The organism is Lapidilactobacillus concavus DSM 17758 (assembly GCF_001435835.1).
Taxonomy (GTDB): Bacteria; Bacillota; Bacilli; order Lactobacillales; family Lactobacillaceae; genus Lapidilactobacillus; species Lapidilactobacillus concavus.
Genome location: NZ_AZFX01000038.1, coordinates 56,333 through 79,252 on the forward strand (window position 1 = coordinate 56,333; position 22,920 = coordinate 79,252).

Annotated in this window: 18 protein-coding genes; 1 reads left to right on the forward strand and 17 read right to left on the reverse strand. The window is 43.2% G+C overall.

Annotated elements, in window-relative coordinates; genetic code table 11:
- Positions 1 to 23: 23 nt before the first annotated feature.
- From spxB to FC15_RS04125, 14 genes are all read right to left on the reverse strand, one after another.
- The gene (gene spxB, locus FC15_RS04060) at positions 24 to 1,847 is read right to left on the reverse strand and encodes a pyruvate oxidase (protein ID WP_057824217.1); all 1,824 of its coding nucleotides are present in this window, start codon (positions 1,845 to 1,847) and stop codon (positions 24 to 26) included.
- A 403-nt stretch (positions 1,848 to 2,250) separates the two neighbouring features.
- Positions 2,251 to 3,438, reverse strand: a complete 1,188-nt coding sequence (locus FC15_RS04065) for an MFS transporter (protein ID WP_057824219.1) — start codon at positions 3,436 to 3,438, stop codon at positions 2,251 to 2,253.
- A gap of 262 nt (positions 3,439 to 3,700) precedes the next feature.
- On the reverse strand, positions 3,701 to 5,134 hold the full coding sequence (locus tag FC15_RS04070) for a 6-phospho-beta-glucosidase (protein WP_057824221.1): 1,434 nt from the start codon (positions 5,132 to 5,134) through the stop codon (positions 3,701 to 3,703).
- Positions 5,135 to 5,272: 138 nt separating this feature from the next.
- Positions 5,273 to 6,634, reverse strand: coding sequence for a PTS sugar transporter subunit IIC (locus tag FC15_RS04075; RefSeq protein WP_057824223.1), 1,362 nt, complete (start codon positions 6,632 to 6,634; stop codon positions 5,273 to 5,275).
- 167 nt (positions 6,635 to 6,801) lie between these two features.
- The gene (locus FC15_RS04080; RefSeq protein ID WP_057824225.1) at positions 6,802 to 7,545 is read right to left on the reverse strand and encodes a MurR/RpiR family transcriptional regulator; all 744 of its coding nucleotides are present in this window, start codon (positions 7,543 to 7,545) and stop codon (positions 6,802 to 6,804) included.
- A gap of 322 nt (positions 7,546 to 7,867) precedes the next feature.
- The gene (locus FC15_RS04085; RefSeq protein ID WP_057824227.1) at positions 7,868 to 8,332 is read right to left on the reverse strand and encodes a threonine/serine exporter family protein; all 465 of its coding nucleotides are present in this window, start codon (positions 8,330 to 8,332) and stop codon (positions 7,868 to 7,870) included.
- A gap of 8 nt (positions 8,333 to 8,340) precedes the next feature.
- A complete protein-coding gene (locus FC15_RS04090; protein WP_057824229.1) occupies positions 8,341 to 9,117 on the reverse strand; it encodes a threonine/serine exporter family protein in 777 nt (258 codons plus the stop codon).
- Between the two features lie 273 nt (positions 9,118 to 9,390).
- Positions 9,391 to 10,677 carry a S1C family serine protease gene (locus FC15_RS04095; RefSeq protein ID WP_057824231.1) on the reverse strand — a complete coding sequence of 429 codons (1,287 nt, stop codon included), beginning with the start codon at positions 10,675 to 10,677 and terminating at the stop codon, positions 9,391 to 9,393.
- Positions 10,678 to 10,858: 181 nt separating this feature from the next.
- On the reverse strand, positions 10,859 to 11,671 hold the full coding sequence (locus tag FC15_RS04100) for an MBL fold metallo-hydrolase (protein WP_057824233.1): 813 nt from the start codon (positions 11,669 to 11,671) through the stop codon (positions 10,859 to 10,861).
- A gap of 69 nt (positions 11,672 to 11,740) precedes the next feature.
- Positions 11,741 to 12,676: a two-component system regulatory protein YycI gene (locus FC15_RS04105; protein ID WP_057824235.1), complete on the reverse strand. Its 936-nt coding sequence runs from the start codon at positions 12,674 to 12,676 to the stop codon at positions 11,741 to 11,743.
- Complete coding sequence (gene yycH, locus FC15_RS04110) at positions 12,677 to 14,002, reverse strand: two-component system activity regulator YycH (protein WP_057824237.1); 1,326 nt, start codon at positions 14,000 to 14,002, stop codon at positions 12,677 to 12,679.
- Entirely contained in the window at positions 13,989 to 15,872 is a 1,884-nt protein-coding gene (walK, locus tag FC15_RS04115; RefSeq protein ID WP_057824239.1) for a cell wall metabolism sensor histidine kinase WalK, read from the reverse strand. Before walK ends, yycH begins: the two co-directional genes overlap by 14 nt.
- A gap of 294 nt (positions 15,873 to 16,166) precedes the next feature.
- The gene (yycF, locus tag FC15_RS04120) at positions 16,167 to 16,874 is read right to left on the reverse strand and encodes a response regulator YycF (protein WP_057824241.1); all 708 of its coding nucleotides are present in this window, start codon (positions 16,872 to 16,874) and stop codon (positions 16,167 to 16,169) included.
- Between the two features lie 209 nt (positions 16,875 to 17,083).
- The gene (locus tag FC15_RS04125; RefSeq protein WP_057824243.1) at positions 17,084 to 18,196 is read right to left on the reverse strand and encodes an LCP family protein; all 1,113 of its coding nucleotides are present in this window, start codon (positions 18,194 to 18,196) and stop codon (positions 17,084 to 17,086) included.
- A 251-nt stretch (positions 18,197 to 18,447) separates the two neighbouring features.
- Between FC15_RS04125 and pepF the strand changes: the two genes are divergently transcribed.
- Positions 18,448 to 20,241 (forward strand): oligoendopeptidase F, encoded by a 1,794-nt coding sequence (pepF, locus tag FC15_RS04130; protein ID WP_057824347.1) that lies wholly within the window; start codon positions 18,448 to 18,450, stop codon positions 20,239 to 20,241.
- A gap of 123 nt (positions 20,242 to 20,364) precedes the next feature.
- Here the strand turns inward: pepF and FC15_RS04135 are convergent, their stop codons facing one another.
- From FC15_RS04135 to FC15_RS04145, 3 genes are read right to left on the reverse strand one after another with little or no spacing between them, the layout of a single operon-like run.
- Entirely contained in the window at positions 20,365 to 21,153 is a 789-nt protein-coding gene (locus tag FC15_RS04135) for a metal ABC transporter permease (RefSeq protein ID WP_057824244.1), read from the reverse strand.
- Positions 21,154 to 21,846: a metal ABC transporter ATP-binding protein gene (locus tag FC15_RS04140; protein WP_057824246.1), complete on the reverse strand. Its 693-nt coding sequence runs from the start codon at positions 21,844 to 21,846 to the stop codon at positions 21,154 to 21,156.
- A gap of 4 nt (positions 21,847 to 21,850) precedes the next feature.
- Entirely contained in the window at positions 21,851 to 22,753 is a 903-nt protein-coding gene (locus tag FC15_RS04145; protein ID WP_057824248.1) for a metal ABC transporter solute-binding protein, Zn/Mn family, read from the reverse strand.
- Positions 22,754 to 22,920 lie beyond the last annotated feature (167 nt).

Below are 22,920 nucleotides of genomic sequence, written 5' to 3' on the forward strand. Positions count from 1 at the left end.
GATCATCTTAGAAAGATGTACGCCTAAAGTTCCACCCCAGCCTCGTTAAAGAAATCGGCAAGTGGGCGTAATTCATCACCATCATAAGAAGAGAAAAATTCTTGTAAGCTTTGAGGCTGATCAAGCGTGTGGTTAGCGTTATAAGCAGGTGAAATTGTCTCACTTAATTGACCATCTTCAATCTTCATTTGCAGAACTTCAACTGGTAAACCGCGTTTTGCGGTGATTTTAGCATCAATCAAGAATGGACGTCCAGCTTTAGTAACCGCAACTGCTTGATCGAACGCAGCTGGCAACTCCTCACTATTGTGCACCGTGATCGATTCAACACCCATTGCCTGAGCGATCATTGCGAAGTCTTGGTCCTCAATATCGATACCGCTATGACGCACCATATCGATATCATCTTGCTCGGATTTAATGAAGTTCAACGTGGTATTGCTAGTAATAATGTTGATGACCGGCAACTTATATTTCTTCTCGGTAATCAAGTCCTGCATCACCATTGAGAAAGCACCGTCACCAGAAATATTGAATACCTGGCGATTAGGAAAACTCAATTTACCCGCAATCGCGCCGGGAAGCCCATAACCCATCGTGGCAAAAAGTGCTGAGATCGTCCATTTATTCTTCGGTGTCAGATTTAAATAACGGAAGGAATTAATGATATTATCGCCAACATCGATTGAAAAGACAGCGTCATCTTCAGCAATGCGGTTAATTTCCTTATATACCGCCTCGAACTCGAGTGGATCACTCGCACGATTCGAAAGTTTATTCAAGTACTCACGCCAATTCAGATTGTCAGCAACAGCCGCCTTGAAAAATGGTGAAGGTGCGGCTTGTTCGCTGCGAGCTAAGGCGCGCTCCACGAAGCTCGTTGCATCGCTCCAAACGCCATAGTCTAAGAAATGATGACGGCCAAACTGCGCTTCGTCGGTATCAACCTGCACGAATTTAAATGGATGTGTCCGATAAACAAGGTTAGCAAACGGAAAGTCTGCCCCAATCGCAATCACTAAGTCTGCAACGCCAAAAATTTCATCGGCTGCTTTCATCGCCGCGCGATTAGCATAACCCAAGTTACCTTCATAATCATCAGGAACTAGCCCTTTAGTTAAGCCTGTTAAAATCAGTGGAATCTGTAATTTCTTCGAAAGTTCAACGAGCCGATCGCCACCAGCACCAATACCACGGCCAACATGAATGACTGGCCGTTTTGCTTCAGCAATCATTGCCAAAACATGATCGACTTCTTCATCGGTTGCTTCTGGCAACGGACGCACCTTTTGATCACTTGGCGAGACACTACTATATGGCTCGTCTGGAATTTGGACATAGCCAAAGTCATTTGGAATCACCACAACAGCAACGCCTTGATGTTTGTAGGCTTCACGAATCGCTTTGTCCACAACATATGGCAAGCTTTCTGGCGTCATCACTAATCTGTTGTAGACTGCGACGTCTGCGAACATTGGATTTTCAACGAATTCTTGGAAATAATTATAATTCATATTCGTGCTTGGCACTTGGCCAATCAAGGCAAGAACTGGGGCGTGATCTTCACGAGCATCATAAAGACCGGTCAATAAATTGGTTGCACCAGGACCAGCTGATCCAAACGCAACACCAATCTTCCCAGTTAACTTCGCATCTGCGCTTGCAGCGAGCGCACCAACTTGTTCATGACGAATCTGAATATACTGCAATCTTTCTTTTTCTAATTCAAGCGCTGACATTGTAGAGTTGAATGAACCACCTGGATAACCGAAAACATGATCGACCCCCCAAGATTCAATCACACGCAACATTGCAACACTTGCAGGAACAGTAGCTTGATTAGACATTACTCGCACCTCTTTAGTTATTTATATGGTTGAGCCTAATTCTCAAACGAAAAGAACAGTCGTTATGATTGAAATCGGTTACAAACCCATGTCTCTAAAATAGCTTATTCAGGAAATAAATGCAACAGATTGTACTTGAAACCGATACAGAATTTATAAAAAGTAATGATTAGTATGGGACTCATTTATTCAGCATCTGAACCTTAAGAAAGATTGTTAATCTTCCTTAAGTTAATCCGGGTTAATTTGTCGCTATTACCATGATGTTTTAACTTTAATGTTTGATCTCATTAACCTTCCCGATCCAGAGAGAATATAGCTTTCCCCATAGCGCCATAAAAAAAACGACTCGGCATTTTTCTTGCCTCGCCGTTTCTTCTCATACAGCTTAACTATTCTGTTGTCATTCAATTGGATTTTCAATGGCAACTGTTTTTTGAAGCCGATTAATCGCAATAACCATCAGCAGAAACATTAGCGTAATGAAATATGGAAAAATCGTCGGGCTTAATAATTGGGCCAAGCCGCCAAAGATCGGTGGCACAATCATGATACTCAAGGAGGCCGCAGCCATCTGTGAACCCATCACCGATTGTGAGACGTCCTGGCCAAAATTAGTTGGCGTTAGGTGGACAAGATTGGGATAAATCGGCCCATTCCCTAGACCGACCATAAATAACCCAATGACAGCAACCGTCGTCTGCCAAGGTTGAAGAATCAACACAATTGCAATCGCAAACACGAGCTGTCCCAACCGAATCAGACGCCAGCTCGACAATCGGGTGGCCAATAGTCCAGAAAGAAAACGACCAACTGTCATCCCCACATAATAAAAAGTCAAAGCCCCAGCAGCCTCGCTGATTGCCATGCCTCGCGAATTGACAAGATAAGTGCTGCCCCACGTCCCACAAGTGATCTCAGCTGCGCAGGAAGCCACAAATGCAAGCCAAACAGCCGGTATACCTGGTAATTTTGCAATTTGGTGAAAGCTTAACGTCTTCGTATGTTGTGAGATCTCTTGGTGTCGACGTTCGTGTTTTTGACCGATATGGCGCCATAACGGTAGAGAAATGATGGTGACTAATGCGATTAACGCCTGAATAACGAAGGCCAAATGATAGCCACCTCGCCAATTACCGGCATCTCCTAGCGTCCGACTCATGAGATATGGACTGATCGAAACACCCAATCCATAAAAACAATGCAAGAAGCTCATATGGGTCGCGCGATAATGGATTGCCACATAGTTATTCAACGCAGAATCAACCGCGCCTGCACCCAATCCCAGTGGTACTGCAAATAGACACAGCCAATAGAAATTCGCTGATAACGAGAATCCTAATAACGACACTGCCGTCAAAACGGTACTTAACGCCGTAACAAGACCCGTTTTGAATCGATTAATCAAGCGGGCGCTAAATAAACTCGCAATGACTGTACCAAGCGATGTCAGAATCGTCACATAACTCGCCGCAGACAGCGTCAAATTAAATTCTCGATACATTGCCGGCCACGCCGTTCCAAACAGCGAATCCGGCACGCCAAGGCCAATAAACGCAATATAGATAACCACTAAGAGTAACGCCGTCATGCTACCACCAACTATCTCTTTACTCAGGATTATTTTACCAAGGGGCACTCACAAAAGCTAGCGCCTTGTTGAGTCACCTCTTGCCCCATAAAATGGCCAAAAGAAAAGCACGCTGCTCATTCTGAACGCTCACATTAGACTTATGATCTAATATCGAGCCATCAATTTCATACAGTGTGCTTTCTCTAATCATTTATTTCAATCATAGATTTGACAATCATCGCAAGACAATTTTCAAATCGTGCTCATAAATAGGTTCAACTTAACCAAGGTCTTCGCCATTTGTGGCGATAACTTCTTTATACCAGTCGAAGGAGTCCTTGCGAGAACGAGCTAACGTGCCTTCGCCAGCATCGTTTTTGTCGACGTAGATGAAGCCATAACGTTTGTCCATCTGGCCTGTTCCAGCTGAAACCAAATCGATACAGCCCCATGGTGTGTAACCCATCAAGTCAACACCATCATACTCAACGGCGAGTTTCATCTGTTCGATATGACGACGCAGATAGTCAATCCGATAATCATCATGAACCTTGCCATCTTCACCAACTTTGTCGATTGCGCCAAAGCCGTTTTCAACGATGAACTGTGGTAAATGATAACGATCATTGAACCAGTTCATTGCATAGCGCAAACCTTCGGGATCGACTGGCCAACCCCATTCAGATGCCTTAACGTATGGATTCTTCGTATGATTGTTCTCTTCGTCATAGTGGTATTCAGGCGCGCCATCATGATCTTCGATACAATTCGACATGTAGTAACTGAAGCCGATGTAATCAACGATACCTTTCTTCAGGTTCTCCAAATCTTCATCGGTAATATCTAAGTTATAATTGTGATTCTCGAAGAAAATTGGCAACCAACTTGGGTAACGACCATTAGCATGAACATCTGCGAACCAATAACGTGCTTGCATTGCTTTTTCAGCAGCCATAATATCAGCCGGTTTTGCGGTTAACGGATAGATTGGCACCATAGCGATCATGCATCCAATTTGGCTGGTGGGGTCAATTTCATGTCCTTTTTGAACAGCAATCGCACTGGCAACTAACTCGTAATGGCCCGCTTGATACATCGTGCGTTCCATGTCTTCGCCTTCATGTTTTGCCAAGCCAGAATTCGTCATTAAGGCAAAATCACTCTGATAGTTAGTTTGGTTATTGATTTCATTGAAAGTCATCCAGTACTTAACCTTGCCCTTATAACGCTTGAAACAAGTTGTCGCAAATTTGACAAAGAAATCAATTAATTTACGGTTCGACCAACCACCATATTCTGTGACCAGATGATAAGGAATCTCAAAGTGTGAGAGCGTAATCACAGGTTCGATGCCATATTTGTGACATTCATCGAATAAGTCATCGTAGAACTGCAAGCCTTCTTCATTAGGCTCATCTTCGTCGCCATTAGGAAAAATACGTGTCCAGGCAATCGATGTCCGGAAACATTTGAAGCCCATTTCCGCGAAAAGTTTAACATCTTCCTTGTAACGGTGGTAAAAGTCAATTGCTTCATGATTAGGATAATTCTCACCGGGCAAAACACCATCCGTAATCCGGCGAGGCACGCCATTAGCGCCAGCTGTCATAATATCAGCCACACTAATTCCTTTATGACCTTCTTGCCAGCCACCCTCGAGTTGATGAGCAGCAACCGCGCCACCCCACAAGAAATCTTTACGTAATTTTGCCATTGATCAAAAACCTCTTTCTATTTGTAAAATCGTTTTCAACAATTTTATCATAACATATTTACTAAATTTGCGGTCAAGATATAGAAAGCGTGTCACCAAAGTCGCTACGACTCGGTCACACGCTTCAGATTAACATGCTTAATCTTTAGTTGCCGCTGCGGGTTCTTCTTTTAAGAAATCTTCTGCACTTTCACCATTTTCTTGAGCAAGCAAGATCTGATCTTGTTTACGCGCAAATGGGAGATAGATGAAGAAGGTCAAGAGCAACATCAGTGCTTGCCAAATCGCTGTTTTAACACCACCGATTAAGAAACCGGAGAAGATTGGTGGCATCGTCCAAGGTACCATGGTTCCACCAAACATTGGGATCCAGCCAAGACGGATGGCAACCCAAGTCAAGATGGCAGAAGCCATTGGGGCTGCGAAGAATGGAATTGCCATGATTGGGTTAGCCACAATTGGCGCAGCAAAGAGAATTGGTTCGTTAATATTGAAGACACCTGGAACGATTGATAAGCGTCCTAACGTCTTCCATTGTGCTGATTTTGCAAAGAACACCATGAAGACAACAAGTCCAATTGTCATCCCTGAACCAGTAACAGTCATGAATTGATCCATTAATTGTTGCGTAACGATGTGTCCGCCATTTGCAACAGTTAAAGCTTTACCAGCATCGAGAATCTTTTGGTTATCAAGGGCATTGGCTTGTAGCAAAGGCCCCATAATACCACCAACAATGGTTGCACCATGAACACCGAAGAACCATAAGAATGGGACTAAGAAGGCAATGGCCAACATACCACCGAAGGAATCAGTCAATCCTTGTAACGGCGTTTGGATCGTTGAATAGATCCATTCTGTCATCGTTGATTTCGTTACTTTGTCGAAGAATAAGTAAATCAACATGAAACCAGTGATCAGAGCAGTTGCAGGAATCAACGCTGTAAATGATGCAGCTACGTTTGGTGGCACTGCAGATGGTAACTTGATTGTAATGTTCTTCTTCAAGAACCATGAATAAACAATGCCGACAACCAAACCGATCAGAATTGCGGCGATCATACCTTTACCGCCTAACCAGTCACGGTCGATAAACGTTGTTTGTGCCATTTGAGCAGGTGTTGCAATCACCTTGTTGTTGATCGTGACGCCATTAGATGGACGCATCACGATGAAGAAACAGGTTGCTGCAATCAAGCCGGCTGGAAGTGGTTCGTAGCCTTCATCATGTACCCATGAATAGGCGATACCAACAACCGCAAACAATGCCATGATTGCGAATGACGAATTATAAGCAATGTTCCAATAAGGAACCATCCCCGTTGAATTCATCCAGTTTGACCATGCGGCAACTGGTAAGTTTGCCAACAATAGGAAAATTGATCCGACAATCGTGAATGGCATGACGTACAACATACCATTCTTCAAGGCGTTGATTGGCCTTGTCGTGACGAATTTCATAATTGGGGGCAAAACATGCTCGTTGATCCATTTTTGCATTAAACCCACACTCCTTAATTAATTAAAAAACTAGAATAATTTAGGTAAGCGTTTACTACTTGCTTACAAAACCATTCTAGCAATTAATCCCGAACATGAAAAGGCTTTTTCGGTAAATTGGTACGGGTGTTACAAAAAGAAATTGTTCCGTTCATGTAACATGTTTCTTATTCCTTGTAGACCTTGTCAGCGTAACGATTAGCAATTGTCTCCAGCAAATAAACAACTGGAACTTGTGTCGTCATATTGATATTATCACCCACATTACGTTCCGGCATGTAATAAGAAACCGTCAAATCAGCCAAACGAGCTAATGGAGAATACTCTTGATTCGTGATGGCAACGATCTTGGCATGGTGTTGCTTAAACTCAGAGGCTTGTTTCAAAACTTGTTCCGTCGAACCCGATACAGATAAAACAACCACTAGACAATCTGATAAATCATGAATGTGGTGAGCATCTGGCTGGAATGGATCTGTCAATGCAAACGCAAGTGCACCAGCATTGTTCAAGAAGCGCGCCCCGTAATTTGCAAGACTACCACTCGTGCCGATCCCCAGCAAAATCACCAATTGCGCATCGAAGACTAATTCGAGCCAATCATTAATTTTCTGATCAAATTCATCGCGCGAAACCTTGGTAAAGAATTCTGTCAGTGGCGTGTTTAAATCATAACTCGGATAAACACGTTGTTCGGCATGAAGTTCATCACGAATCACATACTTCAATTCCGAAAAGCCTGACAAATTTAACTTCGCGCAAAACCGGCTAATGGTTGTCGTCGAAACGTGTGCAGCCTGTGCTAATTCGCGAATCGTCAAACTTTGGACTTGCTTAGGATGACTAATGATGTAATTATAAACGTCCAATTCTAGACTACTCAGACTCTTTAGATCAACATTATGAAACATGATCCACACTCCAATCTCTCTGCCCATATTGTAACATTTTTCATGATAAACTTGTGTCCATTCAAAAATCCTTTTTAATGTCATGATTCATCCAGCAATCACTGGCGAACAGCTGCATTAAAAAAAGTTCCAACCCAGTCAGATGACTGAATTGGAACTCCTCCGTGGTACTTATTTCTAAGCAACTAGGTTTCGCTCCACAACTAGGCCTAAACATATCTATCCCACAAATCCGGCGGGCTGCTTAAAGCAGAAGATATGCCACTCATCCCCTATTACGGGGTATACGACTCATCGCATGAAGTCAGTATAACACAGCTGTCTAAGATTTACTAGTCGATCGGTGTTGACGGAAATGTGTTAAGATTTCGCTCAATAACGACGTCAACATAAACCCAACGGCAATGGCGCCGGCCACAAGAACCACTCGAAAAGTATAGATAATCGCCTTATCTACACTCCCCAACACCATTTCGTAAACCGCCTGATACGCGGTTGCGCCTGGAACGAGCGGGACGATTCCAGGAATGTTAAAAAGAATGGCCGGCATTTTTTTGATTCGAGCAAAATAAAGGCCCATAATCCCCAGAACTAACGATCCCATCAGATTGGCCACCATTCGGCCGCTCCCCAATTCAAAAAGGCACCAGTAGGTCAACCAACCTGCCGTCCCACAAATCCCACAGGCGTTCAATGCACGCCGAGGAAGATTAATACAGATGGCAAATGCTGTCGTTGCTAAGTAGCTAAAGATTGTTTGTATGATCAATTTCGTTAATAATGTCATTTTTTCACCTAATAGAAGAAGCGGAAGACGATGCCAATGCCAACACCAATTGCCGCCGCGGTTAAAATTGCTTCGATTCCACGAATCGTCCCCGTTAATAAATGGCCGGCAAACATATCGCGAATCGAATTCGTCAATGGTACACCTGGAACCAGTGGCATGATCGCACCAATCAAGATATGATCCATGCTACGTCCCAAGCCAACATGCGTTGCAATATAAGCCAGCACACCAATCACGAATGCCGCCACAAACTCACTTAAAAATTTGACGCGCGTCCATTTATTCACATAATAGTTGGCCACATAACCGAAGCCGCCGATCAGGCCTGTAATCGCTAAGTCATCCCAATCATAGACACCCGAGAACAAGATCATCAACGTGCTGCTGACAACCATCGCCGAGATTACTTGCAACCAGAATGGGAAAAAGATTTGGCTTTGATCGAGTTCTTCCAGGGCTTGATGAAGTGCTTCAAGTGTAATTTTTCGTTCCGCAAATTGACGCGATAACGTGTTGACCTGTTGAACTTTTTCCAGGTTGATCGTTCGTTGTGTGACTTGCCGCAACTCCGAAACAGTTTCACCCTTGATCCCGAAAAACAACCCGGTGGGTGTCGTATAGACCACACTGTTCATCACACCCGCATTGCGCGCGATTCGGGCGATTGTGTCCTCCACTCGATACATTTCGGAGCCACTTTCAATCATGATTCGTCCCGCCAGTAAACAAGTATCGATCACTAAATCAGTTTTAAGTGGTAGCACCGTAATTTCTTCCGTCATCTGAATTGAACGCTCCTATCGCATGCGGTAAATATTTGACGAGTCTCTCAATCGGCCCGTCGAAAACACCCGCGTGTGGCTTAAATCTATTCACATCATACGCTATCTATGTCGCCTTTCACAACCTCTCACCCATATAATTTTAGACGAGTTTCACAGATCAACGCGCTGACCCGTCCGTCAAAAAAAGGCAAAAAAATAACCTTACGCCGAGATGAAACCTCGAAATAAGATTATTTCAGTCCTAATGCTTAATTTATTAGCCTTGAAAGATTATCTGCTGCTACTTGAGCTTGATGAAGTCGTGCTTGAGGCTTCCTTGTTAAGCGTGACCTTAGCAGATTGTAGTTTGCCATCACGATAATATTTCACCGTCACCGTATCACCAATTGCATGGCTGTATAAAACGGTGTGGATCTTAGCGATGCTGTCAATCTTCTTGCCATCGATTTCAACGATCGTATCGTATTTCTTCAAGCCGGCAGTTTTAGCTGGTGAATCTGAATCAATAGAGGCAATCACGACACCACCTGTCACACTCGATGGTAACTTCAATGTCGATTTTTGTTGATCAGCAGAAACGTTCGTCAAATCGACAACTGAAACACCCAAAGCTGGACGAGAAACTTTACCATTTGTGACTAATTGATTAGCAATCTGAACGACTTCGTTGCTTGGAATCGCAAATCCCATCCCTTCAACTGACGTCCCATCAGAACTCGACGCAAGTTTACTTGAATTGATCCCAATTACTTGGCCTTCACTATTAACCAATGGGCCACCTGAATTACCAGGATTAATTGCGGCATCCGTTTGGATAACCGTTGCTTGTCCAGTAACTTGACGAGAATCTTCATCAGTCACATCAATCGTCCGCGTTTTCGCAGAGACGATACCTTGCGTCACTGAAGTTGCATATTGACTACCTAAAGGCGACCCAATTGCAATGACGGGTTCTCCGGCGGTGATAGCTGCAGAATCACCAAAGCTAGCGACTGTCGACACTTTTGCCCCATCAATGGACAAAACAGCTAGGTCAGTTGTTGCATCGGTACCTACCGTTTTAGCCGTTAATTTGGTACCATCTGCCAAAATAACTTCAATTTTGTCTGAACCGGAAACCACATGATTATTCGTGACGATATAAGCTTTCTCGTCTGCTTTTTTATAGATCAAACCGGAACCTTCACTGACTGTTTCCAACTCAGAAGAGCTGGAACTAGAGCTATCAGAATCACGACTACTGTCACCGAAAAGGCCAGAGAAAAGATCATCTTCGTTATCGCTTTGGCGTTGTTGATTAATGACCGAAACAACGGCACCTTCAACCTTGCTAAACGCCTTTGTCATTGCACTACTTGTCTTCACCGAAACGTTGCTTACTTTAGTTGTCCCTGCCGATTTCGACGTGCTGGTTGAATCAGCACTATTCGTTGCCGTGTTCTGATTTAACATCGTGAACCCTGAATAAGCAATTGCGCCACCAATCAATGCAGAAATAACGGCCACAATCGCAATTTGCCATAATGAAATTCCTTTGGTATTTTTACGTTTATCCATTATTCACATCTCCCATAAATCACAGTCTTTTTGCTGATCATTCATCTATCATGTTACTGTTAAAATATGAAAAAACTATGAAGTAACCACTGATAAATCGTAAACTAATCGTGCGTTTTTTGGTAATTTAATGCTCAAAAAATGAAGGCGAAGCCCGTAATGACGCTCATAATTAATTGACTTAAATCAACGTCAACGGATCCGCGACCTCAGGATCGGTATCCATGATCTTGAAATCATGTCCAACTGCAAAGTCATGATTCTTCAAGAATCCAGTAACCGTCGCGTGTGCTAAGTCTTTAAAATTATTCTCTTGACTCAGATGTCCAAGGAAAATTTGTTTCGTGTGGTTGCCTAAAACATCCATTAATGTCTCCGCACCATCTTCATTCGATAAATGACCACGATCACTCAAAATTCGTTGTTTCAATGACCACGGATAGGCACCATTACGCAACATATTTAGATCATGATTACATTCCATCAGGTAACCATCTGCGTTTTTGATCGTCCCCATGACACGATCAGAGACATAGCCTGTGTCAGTTAGAATCGCAAAGGCCTTGTTATCATGGTGAACCTGATAGAACTGTGGTTCAGCGGCATCATGCGAAACACCGAAGCTTTCAATATCCATATCACCTAAAGTGACAAAGCCACCCGTTTTAATAAGATGTTGTTGACTGACGTCAATTTTACCGATCTTCGGCGCCATCGCTTGCCAAGTGCCTTCATTCGCATAAACATCGAGATGATATTTTCGTGCTAAGACTCCCACACCGCGAATATGATCTGAATGTTCATGGGTCACAAATAATGCGTCAACATCGTTTAAATCACGACCGATGCTGGCCATTAGTGCAGCGATTTTTTTACCAGATAATCCTGCATCTATCAGAATTTTCTGATGAGGTGTCTCAATGTACGTCACGTTGCCAGAACTGCTGCTAGCTAAGACACTAACAGCCATGCCTTGGCTTTCTTCCAAAGCCATCTGTTAAAGCTCCCCTTCAATAAATAAACTGATTCCAACTAAATAACCAATCAACTTCGCACCGACGCCCTAATCATTCAGGATAGCAGCGTTGGTGCTACTCTTCGTCGAAGTCGAGCTAGAAGATTGCTTCGTACTCGACGAACTTCCGCTGATCGATGTTGTTGAGTTTTTAATGACCGTACTAGAAAACGCGTTGACTTTCTTCAGCGATTCATTTTTAGTTCCTTTATGCTGAATAAGGATATTCCAAACTGGCACGTAAATCACACTGCCACGGACATCAATGAGTTCAGAATAGCCAAGTTTATACCACACAACCTTTGAATTTTCTGGAATTTCACTCGAAATGTATAAAAGTTGCACCGCATCAAATGCACTGATCGTTGTTTGTTTCTCACGTAGAACCGTGAGATCCGAAATGTAAGTCTGCGTGTAGCCAGTCACGGAGGTCCCCGAAACTTTAAAAATCAGCTCGGCTTGTGTGTCTAACAGTACCCCATGTTTCGACTTTTGAACGAAGACAATATTTTTTTTAGGGTCAGATAAGGCGGCTTCATAAGTATATTCAGTCCCAAAAATAACATTGTTACTATCTTTAATAAACGATTTTAACTTGCTGACCATTTCTTTTTGGTCATAGCTTAAAACCGTGGTAAATTGACTCGTCAGTGTATGCGTCATGGCATTGTATGAATAAGACTGGCCTACTAGATGCGTCATGGCATTGTATGAATAAGACTGGCCTACTAGATGATCCATATGCGCGCGTAATTCATCTTCATTTTGGCTGGACAAATAATAGCCCTCACCTTGCTTCGTCGACAAGCTACCAACCGTAATATTATCATCACGCATATCCTGCAGAATTGTGTCGCTCGTCGAAGTGCTCTGGTCATCGGAAATAACAATATTGCTATTATTTTGTAAATAAGAAGTCGCTAAAAAAATATCCAACGCAATAAATACCACGAGAAATATCCATTCAATTCGTCGAAAATCCATTTAGTTCACCCCCGACTTATCTGTGAGCCAGTCGTGATAATCGCGCCACTTGTTACCGATCTGAACATAATAGGTGGGATTCAGGTCAATAATATCTGTAGATTCCTTATCCGGGATCCAGCGATAACCCACCGCAATATCTTGAATTTCAGTTTGCGCATAACCGGCTTCGTTCAGTTGACTCAAGATAGTTGTGGTTGCAGGAAGTTTAACTCGACCATTCGTTGCTGGCACAGGAACTTGCAAGATTCGACTTGAAAAATCGACTCGACTCCCGGAGTTTGTATACGTCACCTTAAAGGCACCAAAATCACTCTTCTGAAAAATTGGAAAGCCTTCAACATAGCTTCTGAATGAAACCATGTCGTTGCCTGTTTCGGTACTGAAAAACCGGACATCTGTCAAAGGATTATCGATCGAAATGATGGCCTTTAAACTTTGTTCTAGCAATAACTGCAACGTCGCTGGAATATCTGTTTCTGTATTATCCAAGTATTTCAATTGATCCGTCGAATGATCCACAGTGAGTTGATAATCATTGTAGTTACCCGCCGAGTAAGTCGTTTCATGTCCAGATTCATGTGTATCGACGGATGAATTGGCGCTATCACTTAAAAGCGCAGAAATATAGGTGTTCTCGTTGCGGCGAGTGATCAAATAACTATAAGGTCGCAGCGAGAGCCCTTCTGGATAGAACGTCCGCAACTGCCCCTGCATGTTCTGCAACGACACCTTTGCTGAAAAATCAGCTGTCCGTAGCAAGGACAATATCTGGCTGACATTAGCGTGAGTGACTTGACTCTGCCAGATGTTGTTCGTTTGATCGTTGACGAAAAAGACCTTGTTGATATTGCCTTCGGTCGAAAAAATAACTCGGTTAAAAGTATGGTCGCGAACAGCACCCTTCAAGGCCGTCTGACCAATCAGTTTACCGAAGAGTTGTAATGAAATTTGATCATGATAAACCAGTTGGACCGTATTCATCCGCGTCGTTAATTCTGAGTACTTTGCTGGGCTTACACGTGCCTTACGAATATGCCACTTTTGCATCGCTTCGCGAATTTCGGAAGTTAAACTCTCTTTATGATTATAAACGATTCGTGGCTGCTTCTGGCTATCGATCGTCAAAACCTCGACCGGTAAGTAAACTTGTTCCAAATTTTGTTGCGTATTATTGCTATTGGTCACATCACGCTTAGTTGCGGTTTGAGTATCCGTTCTCTTTTCGTAACGTTGATTGTTTGTCCAGATCAAGAAACTCAAGACTAAGCTCAATAAGACAACGATAATCAAACTGATTCGGACTAACAGGCTAGTTCTCCTCACTCCACTCACCTCCATCTTCATAAGGTTCATATGGCAATGAAATATAAAATGTGGAGCCGCGGCCCTCTGCACTATCGACCCAGATGCGGCCATGATGTGCCTCAACAACTTCTTTCGAAATTGCCAGCCCTAATCCGGTCCCACCTTGTTTGCGAGAGCGTGCCTTATCGACACGATAGAAACGATCAAAGACCTTAGAAATATCTTTACGCGGAATTCCTAAGCCTTGATCGCTGATGCTGACCACTAGATTGTTGTGGCTCTCAATCAAGCGTGTCGTGATGACACCACCATCTGGAGAATACTTAATCGCATTATTCATAATGTTATCAATCACTTGCATCATTTTATCGGTATCTATTTCGACCCACAAATCATGTTTGGTGAATTCACGTTCAATTCGATAACGTTTTTGTTTAGGATCAGTCTTTAACATCATATCGAATCGATCAAGGATGTAATTAAAGAACTCGTTGAAGTTGACGTATTCTAATTCCATCTTCGCAGTTCCTTGGTCCAAGCGTGAGAGTGCCAACAACTCATTGATCATTCGAATCATCCGATCGGTCTCTTCTTGTGTGACCGTTAGGAATTGTGGCGCCAATTTCTCATCCTGCCAAGCACCATCACTCAACGCTTCAATATAACTGCGAACACTCGTCAGTGGCGTCCGCAACTCGTGAGACACATTGGAGACGAATTCACGGCGTTCACGCTCATTCTTCTCTTGCTCCGTAACGTCATGTAACACGCAGACAAGTCCGCTGATGAAACCAGTCTCGCGCTGAATCAATGAAAAGTCGACGTGTAAAATCAAATGACGTGCATGATCTGGCGACACAGTTTGCTCGTCTTCGTCATTTTGTGTGTCGGGTTCAATGACCATATCGCGTTTATTCTCCAGCAAATCACGGAAAGAATATTCTTTTTCAATACCCAGCACGGTTAAAATTGATTCACCGATCGTGTCGTCACCCGTTGTATTCAAAAAGCCTTGAGCCGCTTCATTGATGATGGTCACATTCCCGCGTCGATCTGTCGCTATAACGCCGTCCGTCATGTGACTCAACACAGAATCCAATCGACGCCGTTCCGCGTCAGAAACTTCCTGTGCTTCTTCAACACGAATCGATAGGTTGTTTACGGCAAATGCTAATTGTCCCAATTCATCGTGACCGTAAATACGAACCTGACCAGAATAATCACCGTCCGCAATTTGAATCGCTTGTTTTTTCATTTCATCAATAGGCTGTGTAATTGCCCGTGCAATAAAAATCGCGATAATCATACCCAGCAATCCTGCAACTAATGACGCCGTCAGAAAAATCACCGTCACTTGATTAATATTGCGATAAACGGTATCCATGCTTGCGCGCACATAAATGGCACCGACAACTTGATTCGCGTCGGTACTCTGATTCGTCAGTGGTGTGATCGACGTATAATAACTGCCATCTCGAGTTGACGTAATCTCGGTTTTTTTGCGATTAGCATAGATGACACTCTTGATATCCGACTTCGGCGTCCGCTGCCCAATGCTAGCTTGATCATTCGCATTGCTCGTGCCTCGAATCACGCCCTTATTATCGACAACCAAGACTTCCGAAATCGATGAGTTATCAATATCAGCGACAATGTTCTTAACGCTACGATTAGCCGTTTCCGTATCATCCGTTGAGAGTTCCGTCACCAACTGTGTCGAAATATATGGCTGAATTGTCACCATACTTTCGAAATTATCAACATTCTGTTGTTCCAATTGCTTCACGAAATAAGCCCCAATGATTTCAATGGTAGCTAAGAGTAACAGCACGAAAACAATCGCAATTTTAAAATGAATCGATTGAAAAAGTCGAATTTTTCCATTCATTCGGGATGTCACGCTAAAAGCGCACATTCACTTCCTTCTAATGTGTCCGTCGCCATTGATGACGATATATGCTGAACGATCACGCTTTTTTTCAGGCTGACTCGAATTCTGTCATGAAACAGCACTGATTTATAAAGACCGTCATTTAAAAATCAAAAAAGAGCTAAAACGGTCTCAAGACAATCGGCCAACAACTGCTTCCAGTCTCTCGCCTGTATTACCCTTAATCTGCCCGTTTTACCCCTTTACCAACATGTTCACGCAATTTAGTTGACACTCAAAAAAACGACACAATTATTCGTTGTCTGGATTTTTCAAGAAGTAACCTACACCACGTCGCGTAACGATCCACTTGGGATAGCTTGGATCATCTTCGATTTTTTCACGAAGTCGGCGAATCGTGACATCAACTGTACGCACATCACCGAAATAGTCATAACCCCAAACAGTTTGCAATAAATGTTCACGCGTCATCACTTGGCCAAGATGTTTCGCCAGATAGTGCAATAATTCGAACTCGCGATGAGTCAACTCAATTTTTTCGCCACGCTTAGCAACGTCATAAGCATCTGGATAGATCGTCAGATCACCGACGTCAATCTCATGATGTGAGCTTTCATCAGCATCTGCAACCGCTGTGGCTTGTCGACGTAAATTAGCCTTCACACGTGCCACTAGTTCACGATTCGAAAATGGCTTGGTCACGTAATCATCAGCACCTAATTCAAGCCCGATGACTTTATCGATCTCAGAGTCTTTGGCCGTGACCATAATAATTGGCATGTCGTGCGTCTTCCGGACTTCACGCGCAACTTCCAAGCCATCGACTTTTGGTAACATTAAATCTAATAAAATTAAATCCGGATCAACTTCTTCAACTTTCTTGAGTGCTTCCTCGCCATCGAATGCGACGTAAACATCGTATCCTTCTTTCGTTAGCGAAAACTTAACAATGTCGGAAATAGGTTTCTCGTCATCAACAACTAAGATTTTCTTCGCCATCTACATGGTTCCTCCTTAGAAACGCTATCCTTATTATACTAACTTTCATCTCAAAGCACAAAGTTTGATGATAATCAGTACGCTAACGCAAAGTCAAACACCGACATTTTTGAGTGCGCCACCCTATTTTTTGACGAGACAATGGCTTCGATTAAATTGATCAGGCGTTCTTTCACAGCTTTAATTTAACAAACACATGGTCAAATTAGCTAGTAAGAAATAACTTGATCGTCACTATCTTGTTCATAGACGTTAAAGACTTGGTTATGGCTTGGATCATTGAAAACAAACCCATTTTTGTTTGCGTTCAATTCATTTTGTCGTGTCTCTTCATTATCAAGTGTTTCTTTGGATAAGCCTACTTCGGTCCGTAGGTTGTCAGAGACGCGTTGCAATTCTTCCGTTGATGCGATTTGATAGGAAGAATGATCAATCGTTGCGTTAACGCCATGAATATAGTCGCTCTTGATCGTACGCCCGGCCGAACGATAATTCTGAAAAATCGTAATCATGTCGTTGAACGTCAAATTCGTCTTCATGTTTTTAGAAACAGAATTCAGAACCTCTTTGAAATTTGCTAGTGTGCCAGTTGACATCGCCGACTTGATAACAGACGTGATGATCTGACGCTGGCGCATTTGCCGACCGTAATCATTATTAGGATCGTCATAACGCATCCGCGCATAGGATAACGCCTCAGTCCCATTCAAGTGCTGTTGACCCTTCTTGAAAGTCGAACCCGCATAACTAAAATCGAATGGCACGTCGACATCAACGCCGCCTAACGCATCGACCACTTTTTGCAAACCACCCATGTTGATGGTTAGGTAATAATCAATTGTCATATTTAGTAAGCTATTAACGGTGTCCATCGCCATCTCCGATCCACCATGCATGTATGCCGCATTGATTTTTTGAACGGTGAATTCCTTCGTCCCAATAATTTGCGCCATGGTATCTCGCGGAACGCTTGTTAACACGACTTTTTCGGTTTGAGGATTGACCGTAACAACGATCATTGTATCTGAATTCCCTTGATAGGTTCGACCAAGGGCACCCGTGTCTGCACCAAGTAACAAGATTGAGAATGGCTTTTTGTTTTTAAAGACCGTCGCGGATTGAATTGCACCGGCTGACTGATAGGTTGATTCCAACGCTGATTTTGTTTGACCGTACAATCGTAACGCGTATGCGCCAACGACAAAGATGACGGCGAATAAGCAAACTAAAAGACTTCGGCCAATCGTATGATGTGGTTCTTTATCAATCGTGACCGCCAATAATTCGTTACGTTTGAGTTGACGACGTTTTTGTCGCTCCATGTAATCTACTCCCGTTCATTCGAATGGCTAACACTCGACCATTCTAAGAATCCATCACCGTTCAGGATTCCCCCTCATTTCCTTTAGCCTAATACACTTTTGCAGGATCGGCATCTTTCCAATACTAATTTATAATTCTTTTAAGCAAATTATTCACCCAAAAAGTCCGCAATGACTATTGGTGTTAGTCCTGATAAAGCATATAATATGAGTCATATCTATAAGAATAAGGAGCCCAATCTATGACTGACATTAAAACGTTACCCACACGTGCAGAAGTTCCAGAAGCACTCACTTGGAACCTCGAATTGATCTATCCCACAGAACAAGCTTGGGAAGCTGACTTTCAACAAGTTAAACAACTCGCGACTGAAGTCGTCAAGTCCAAGAACAAGGTTGGTGAATCTGCCACACAATTATTCAACGTTCTCGAACGCTCGCATGAAACTTTTCGCAAGTTAGAAAAAACTTACGTCTACGCTTCAATGAAGAGTGACCAAGATACCAACAATAATCACTTTCAAGGTTTGAATTCACGTGTTAGCTCATTAGTCGCCAACGTTTCAGCAGATCTTGCTTTTGTTGAGCCAGAAATTATTGCTATTCGTGATGATCAGCTTAAAACCTTTCTTGAAGAAGAACCACGTTTAGCAAATTACGCTCATTATTTAGAGAGTCTACGCCTCACAAAGAATCACGTCTTGAGTGCTGACTCTGAAGCCTTGTTAAACGGCGCGGAAGAAGTTTTTGAGTCTTCAAGTTTAACCTTCGGCGTTTTGACTAATTCTGATTTAGAATTCCCTTATGTTCAAGACGAGAACGGACAAACCGTCCAGTTATCAAACGGTCTTTATGGTGCTTTGATCGAATCAACGAATCGTGAAGTTCGAGAAGATGCCTTTACAGCCCTATATAGTGTCTATGACCAATTTCAGAACACCCTGGCGCAAACGCTCTCTGGTGAAACGAAACGTCATAATTTTTTAGCTAAAGTTCATCATTATCCAAGTGCACGCGCTGCCGCAATGGCGAAGAACAATATTCCTGAGCAGGTTTATGACACCTTAGTCGAACAAGTCAATCAACATCTGCCGTTATTACACCGTTATGTTAGCTTGCGCAAAAAGATTTTAGGCGTCGATGACTTACACATGTATGATATGTATGTTCCTTTGACTGGCGAACCACCTCTGAACTACACCTTCGAAGAAGCCAAATCTGAAGCTAAAAAAGCGCTCGCAATTTTGGGTGATGATTATTTGAGCCATGTCGACGAAATTTTCAACAACCGTTATATCGACGTTGTGGAGAACAAAGGCAAGCGCAGCGGTGCCTATTCTGGTGGTGCTTATGATACAGCACCCTACGAATTATTGAACTGGCAAGATAGCGTCAACAGTCTCTATACCTTAGTACACGAAACTGGTCACAGTGTTCATAGTTGGTACACGCGTCACAACCAACCTTACCAATACGGTGAATATCCAATCTTCTTGGCAGAAATCGCTTCAACCACAAACGAGAACTTACTCACTGAATACCTGCTCAAAACACAAACCGATCCAAAAGTTCGTGCCTATATTTTGAACTATTATTTGGACGGCTTCAAAGGCACGGTTTATCGTCAAACACAATTCGCTGAATTCGAGCATCATATTCACACCGCAGATGCTAATGGCGAACCGCTGACAGCAGAATCTTTGAGCGACTTCTATGGCAATTTGAACTCGCACTACTATGGCCCTGCGGTCGAAAAAGATCCAGAAATCGCGTTAGAATGGTCGCGAATTCCGCACTTCTACTACGACTACTACGTTTATCAGTATTCGACTGGTTTTGCAGCAGCTTCATCCTTATCGCAACTTATTACCACCAACCAACCAAATGCGACGGCACATTATTTGGACTACTTGAAGTCAGGTAGTTCTGATTACGCAATCGAGATTATGAAGAAGGCCGGCGTCGACATGACTAAGCCAGACTATCTCGAAGCAGCCTTCAACGTCTTCGAAACCCGACTTAACGAATTAGAATCACTTTTGTAATCCAAGCCTTATTCGTAAAACAAAGAGGATCCAGATAGGAAAAATCCTATCCGGGTCCTTTTTTGAATGGTGTGTGATTAAAATTATTTTTTAACGACTAACTAATTCATTGAAGACTTCAATTCAAGCCCGCTGACGAAATAACCAGGCACCTAAATAAAAGATAACTTCAATTAAGGCGATGAAGAATGTCGCTGGCCAGTTTGTAACGTATGCCAACCAAAGACCAAGCCAAACACCAACTGATGCCGTAACCACTGAAATCAGCAGCAATTGATGAATATTACGCCCCAACGTCTTTGCCGTGGCCGCGGGAATCGTCATCAGAATAAAGACCAGCATTGAGCCAACAATCTGCGCGCCAACACTCACACTAACCGCTAAAAGAATTAAGAAAACGATCCCCACGAATTTGGCGCGTACGCCATTCGCTTGTGCGCCGACTGGATCGAACGAATCGAACAGCAATGGTCGAAAGACAAGCCAGATCGTTATCAGAACGACTAAAGACAGCAGCACTAATTGCCAAACGCCGCTTAAACTTATCCCGACAATGCTCCCAAATAAAATTTGCGTGGCATAATTAGAGCTTTGATTAGCAAGCGCCAAAAACAAAATACCGGAGCCGATAAACAGCGATGACACCGCGCTAATTGTCGATTCACGTCGGGCTTTCTCAACCGACAAACCACTGATCAACGCACTGCTCGTCAGCGTGAATAACAGCATTCCAATCAGCGGTGAAATCCCAATAAAAGCACCAAAAGCCGCACCTGCAAACCCTATTTCTGACAACATATGGGTTAAAAACGAGAGCTGACGTGCCACAACGAACACCCCAACAATTCCGCAGGTTAATGCGATAAAAGTACTCGCGATAAACGCATGACGCATAAAATCGAAGGCAAACATTTACTCAGCTCCCTTTAAACTATCCGGACGAATTTGATCACTCGGTCCAGTCATCATTTGATGATCTCTCAATAATAAATAGCGATCAGTATATTTGATTGTTAATTCCAAGTCATGACTCACAAAAAGCAACGCCATCTGCTTGTCGGTCACCACTTGATCGACAAGGTCCATAATAGCCTGTTTGGCATCGACATCCATACTTGCTGTTGATTCATCCATAATCAATAAATCGGGGTCTGCAAGCAACGCTTGGGCTAAATAAGCACGTTGTCGTTCGCCCCCAGATGCCAACGCTAATGATCGATTTTTGATCGACGTTAAATTTGTCTGTTCCAAAACTCGTTCAACTCGTTTTTTTTCGGAGCTTGTCAGCCAAGGATGCCAACTTTGACCAATGTTTAACGCCACAAAACTCTGAATAGAAAGCGGCGCGTCTGCATCGATATTTCTAAATTGAGGCACGTAACCAATCTTCAATGGTCGTTGTCCAACAACCGATCGCCGCGTAATCTCGCCTGAAGTAGGCGTCAATAGACCCATGATCAACTTAACAAGCGTTGATTTGCCCACACCATTGTGTCCAATCAGACTGACCTTTTCGCCGGCATGAATCTCAAAATTCAATCGATCAAAAACATCCTTCTCACCAAAATGCATCGATAGATCCTTAGCCGTTATAATGCCGTTCATTGCGTTATGCCCCCTTGGCAATCTTAGTAAGTTGTGCGAGTTGTTCAGTCATCCACGTTAGATATGTTCGATGCGGTGGCATGGTTTCCGTCACAGTGACGATTGGCACGCCAGCCTTTTTTGCCGTTTGGATCAGTTCGTCGATCAACGGACTTTCAACTTGTCGATTAACCACTAGAAACGCGACTTTGCGTTGTTTCAGCTGGGATAACATCGTTTGCAGTTCAGCTGGCTTCGGATCCGCCCCTTCTTCAATATCCTGCGCAAAATCCGGATTCACAACTTTAACATCCAGTGCTGACAAGACGTCATTGAAAACCGGCTCGGTGATCATCACCTGTTTCTCAGAAAACGAGGCCTTTAATTGTTGAACTTGTTGTTGAAGCTGTTGGAACTGCCGCATATTTTTACGACCATTCTTCTCAAAAAGTTGACGCTCTTTTGGACGAAGTGTACTGAATCTCTTGACCAACGCTTGGTTGAGCTTGATCATCGTGGCAAAATCATACCATAAATGTTCATTTTCGCCTTCTGGCAAGTGGCGAACATCGGTGGCAATGTCAACCGTTGAGACTTTGCGATCATTACTAGTAACTAACTTTTGCAACCAGGCATCGTAGCCGGCGCCGTTCATAATGGCGACATCCGCGTTTGCAACTGTCTTTGCATCCGCTGTCGTCGGAGTGTAATCGTGCGGATCTATCCCGCTCGAATTAATGATACTCACAACTTTGCCCTGATCTCCCAGGATCTGTTGGGCCATCTCTGCATAAAAATCAAGAGAACTCACCACGCGAATTTGATCAGTCGTCAACTGTTTACCGGTTGTTTGCTTCTGTGTAGAACAAGCAGCAAGTACCATGACACCGAGTATGAGCAAAAATCCAGTCCTTATCTTTTTGAACATTCTAGCAACCTCCCCAAATTGTCACTCTCACTAATCATTGGATCTTGCAGAAATGCAAATCCAATCGTCGTTATTCCTTGAAATTGTCACAATCACCAGTCTAACGAATTAAAAAAATATCGTCAAATGCGCATAGGTTCATGTATAGATTCTTGTGAATTAATCCA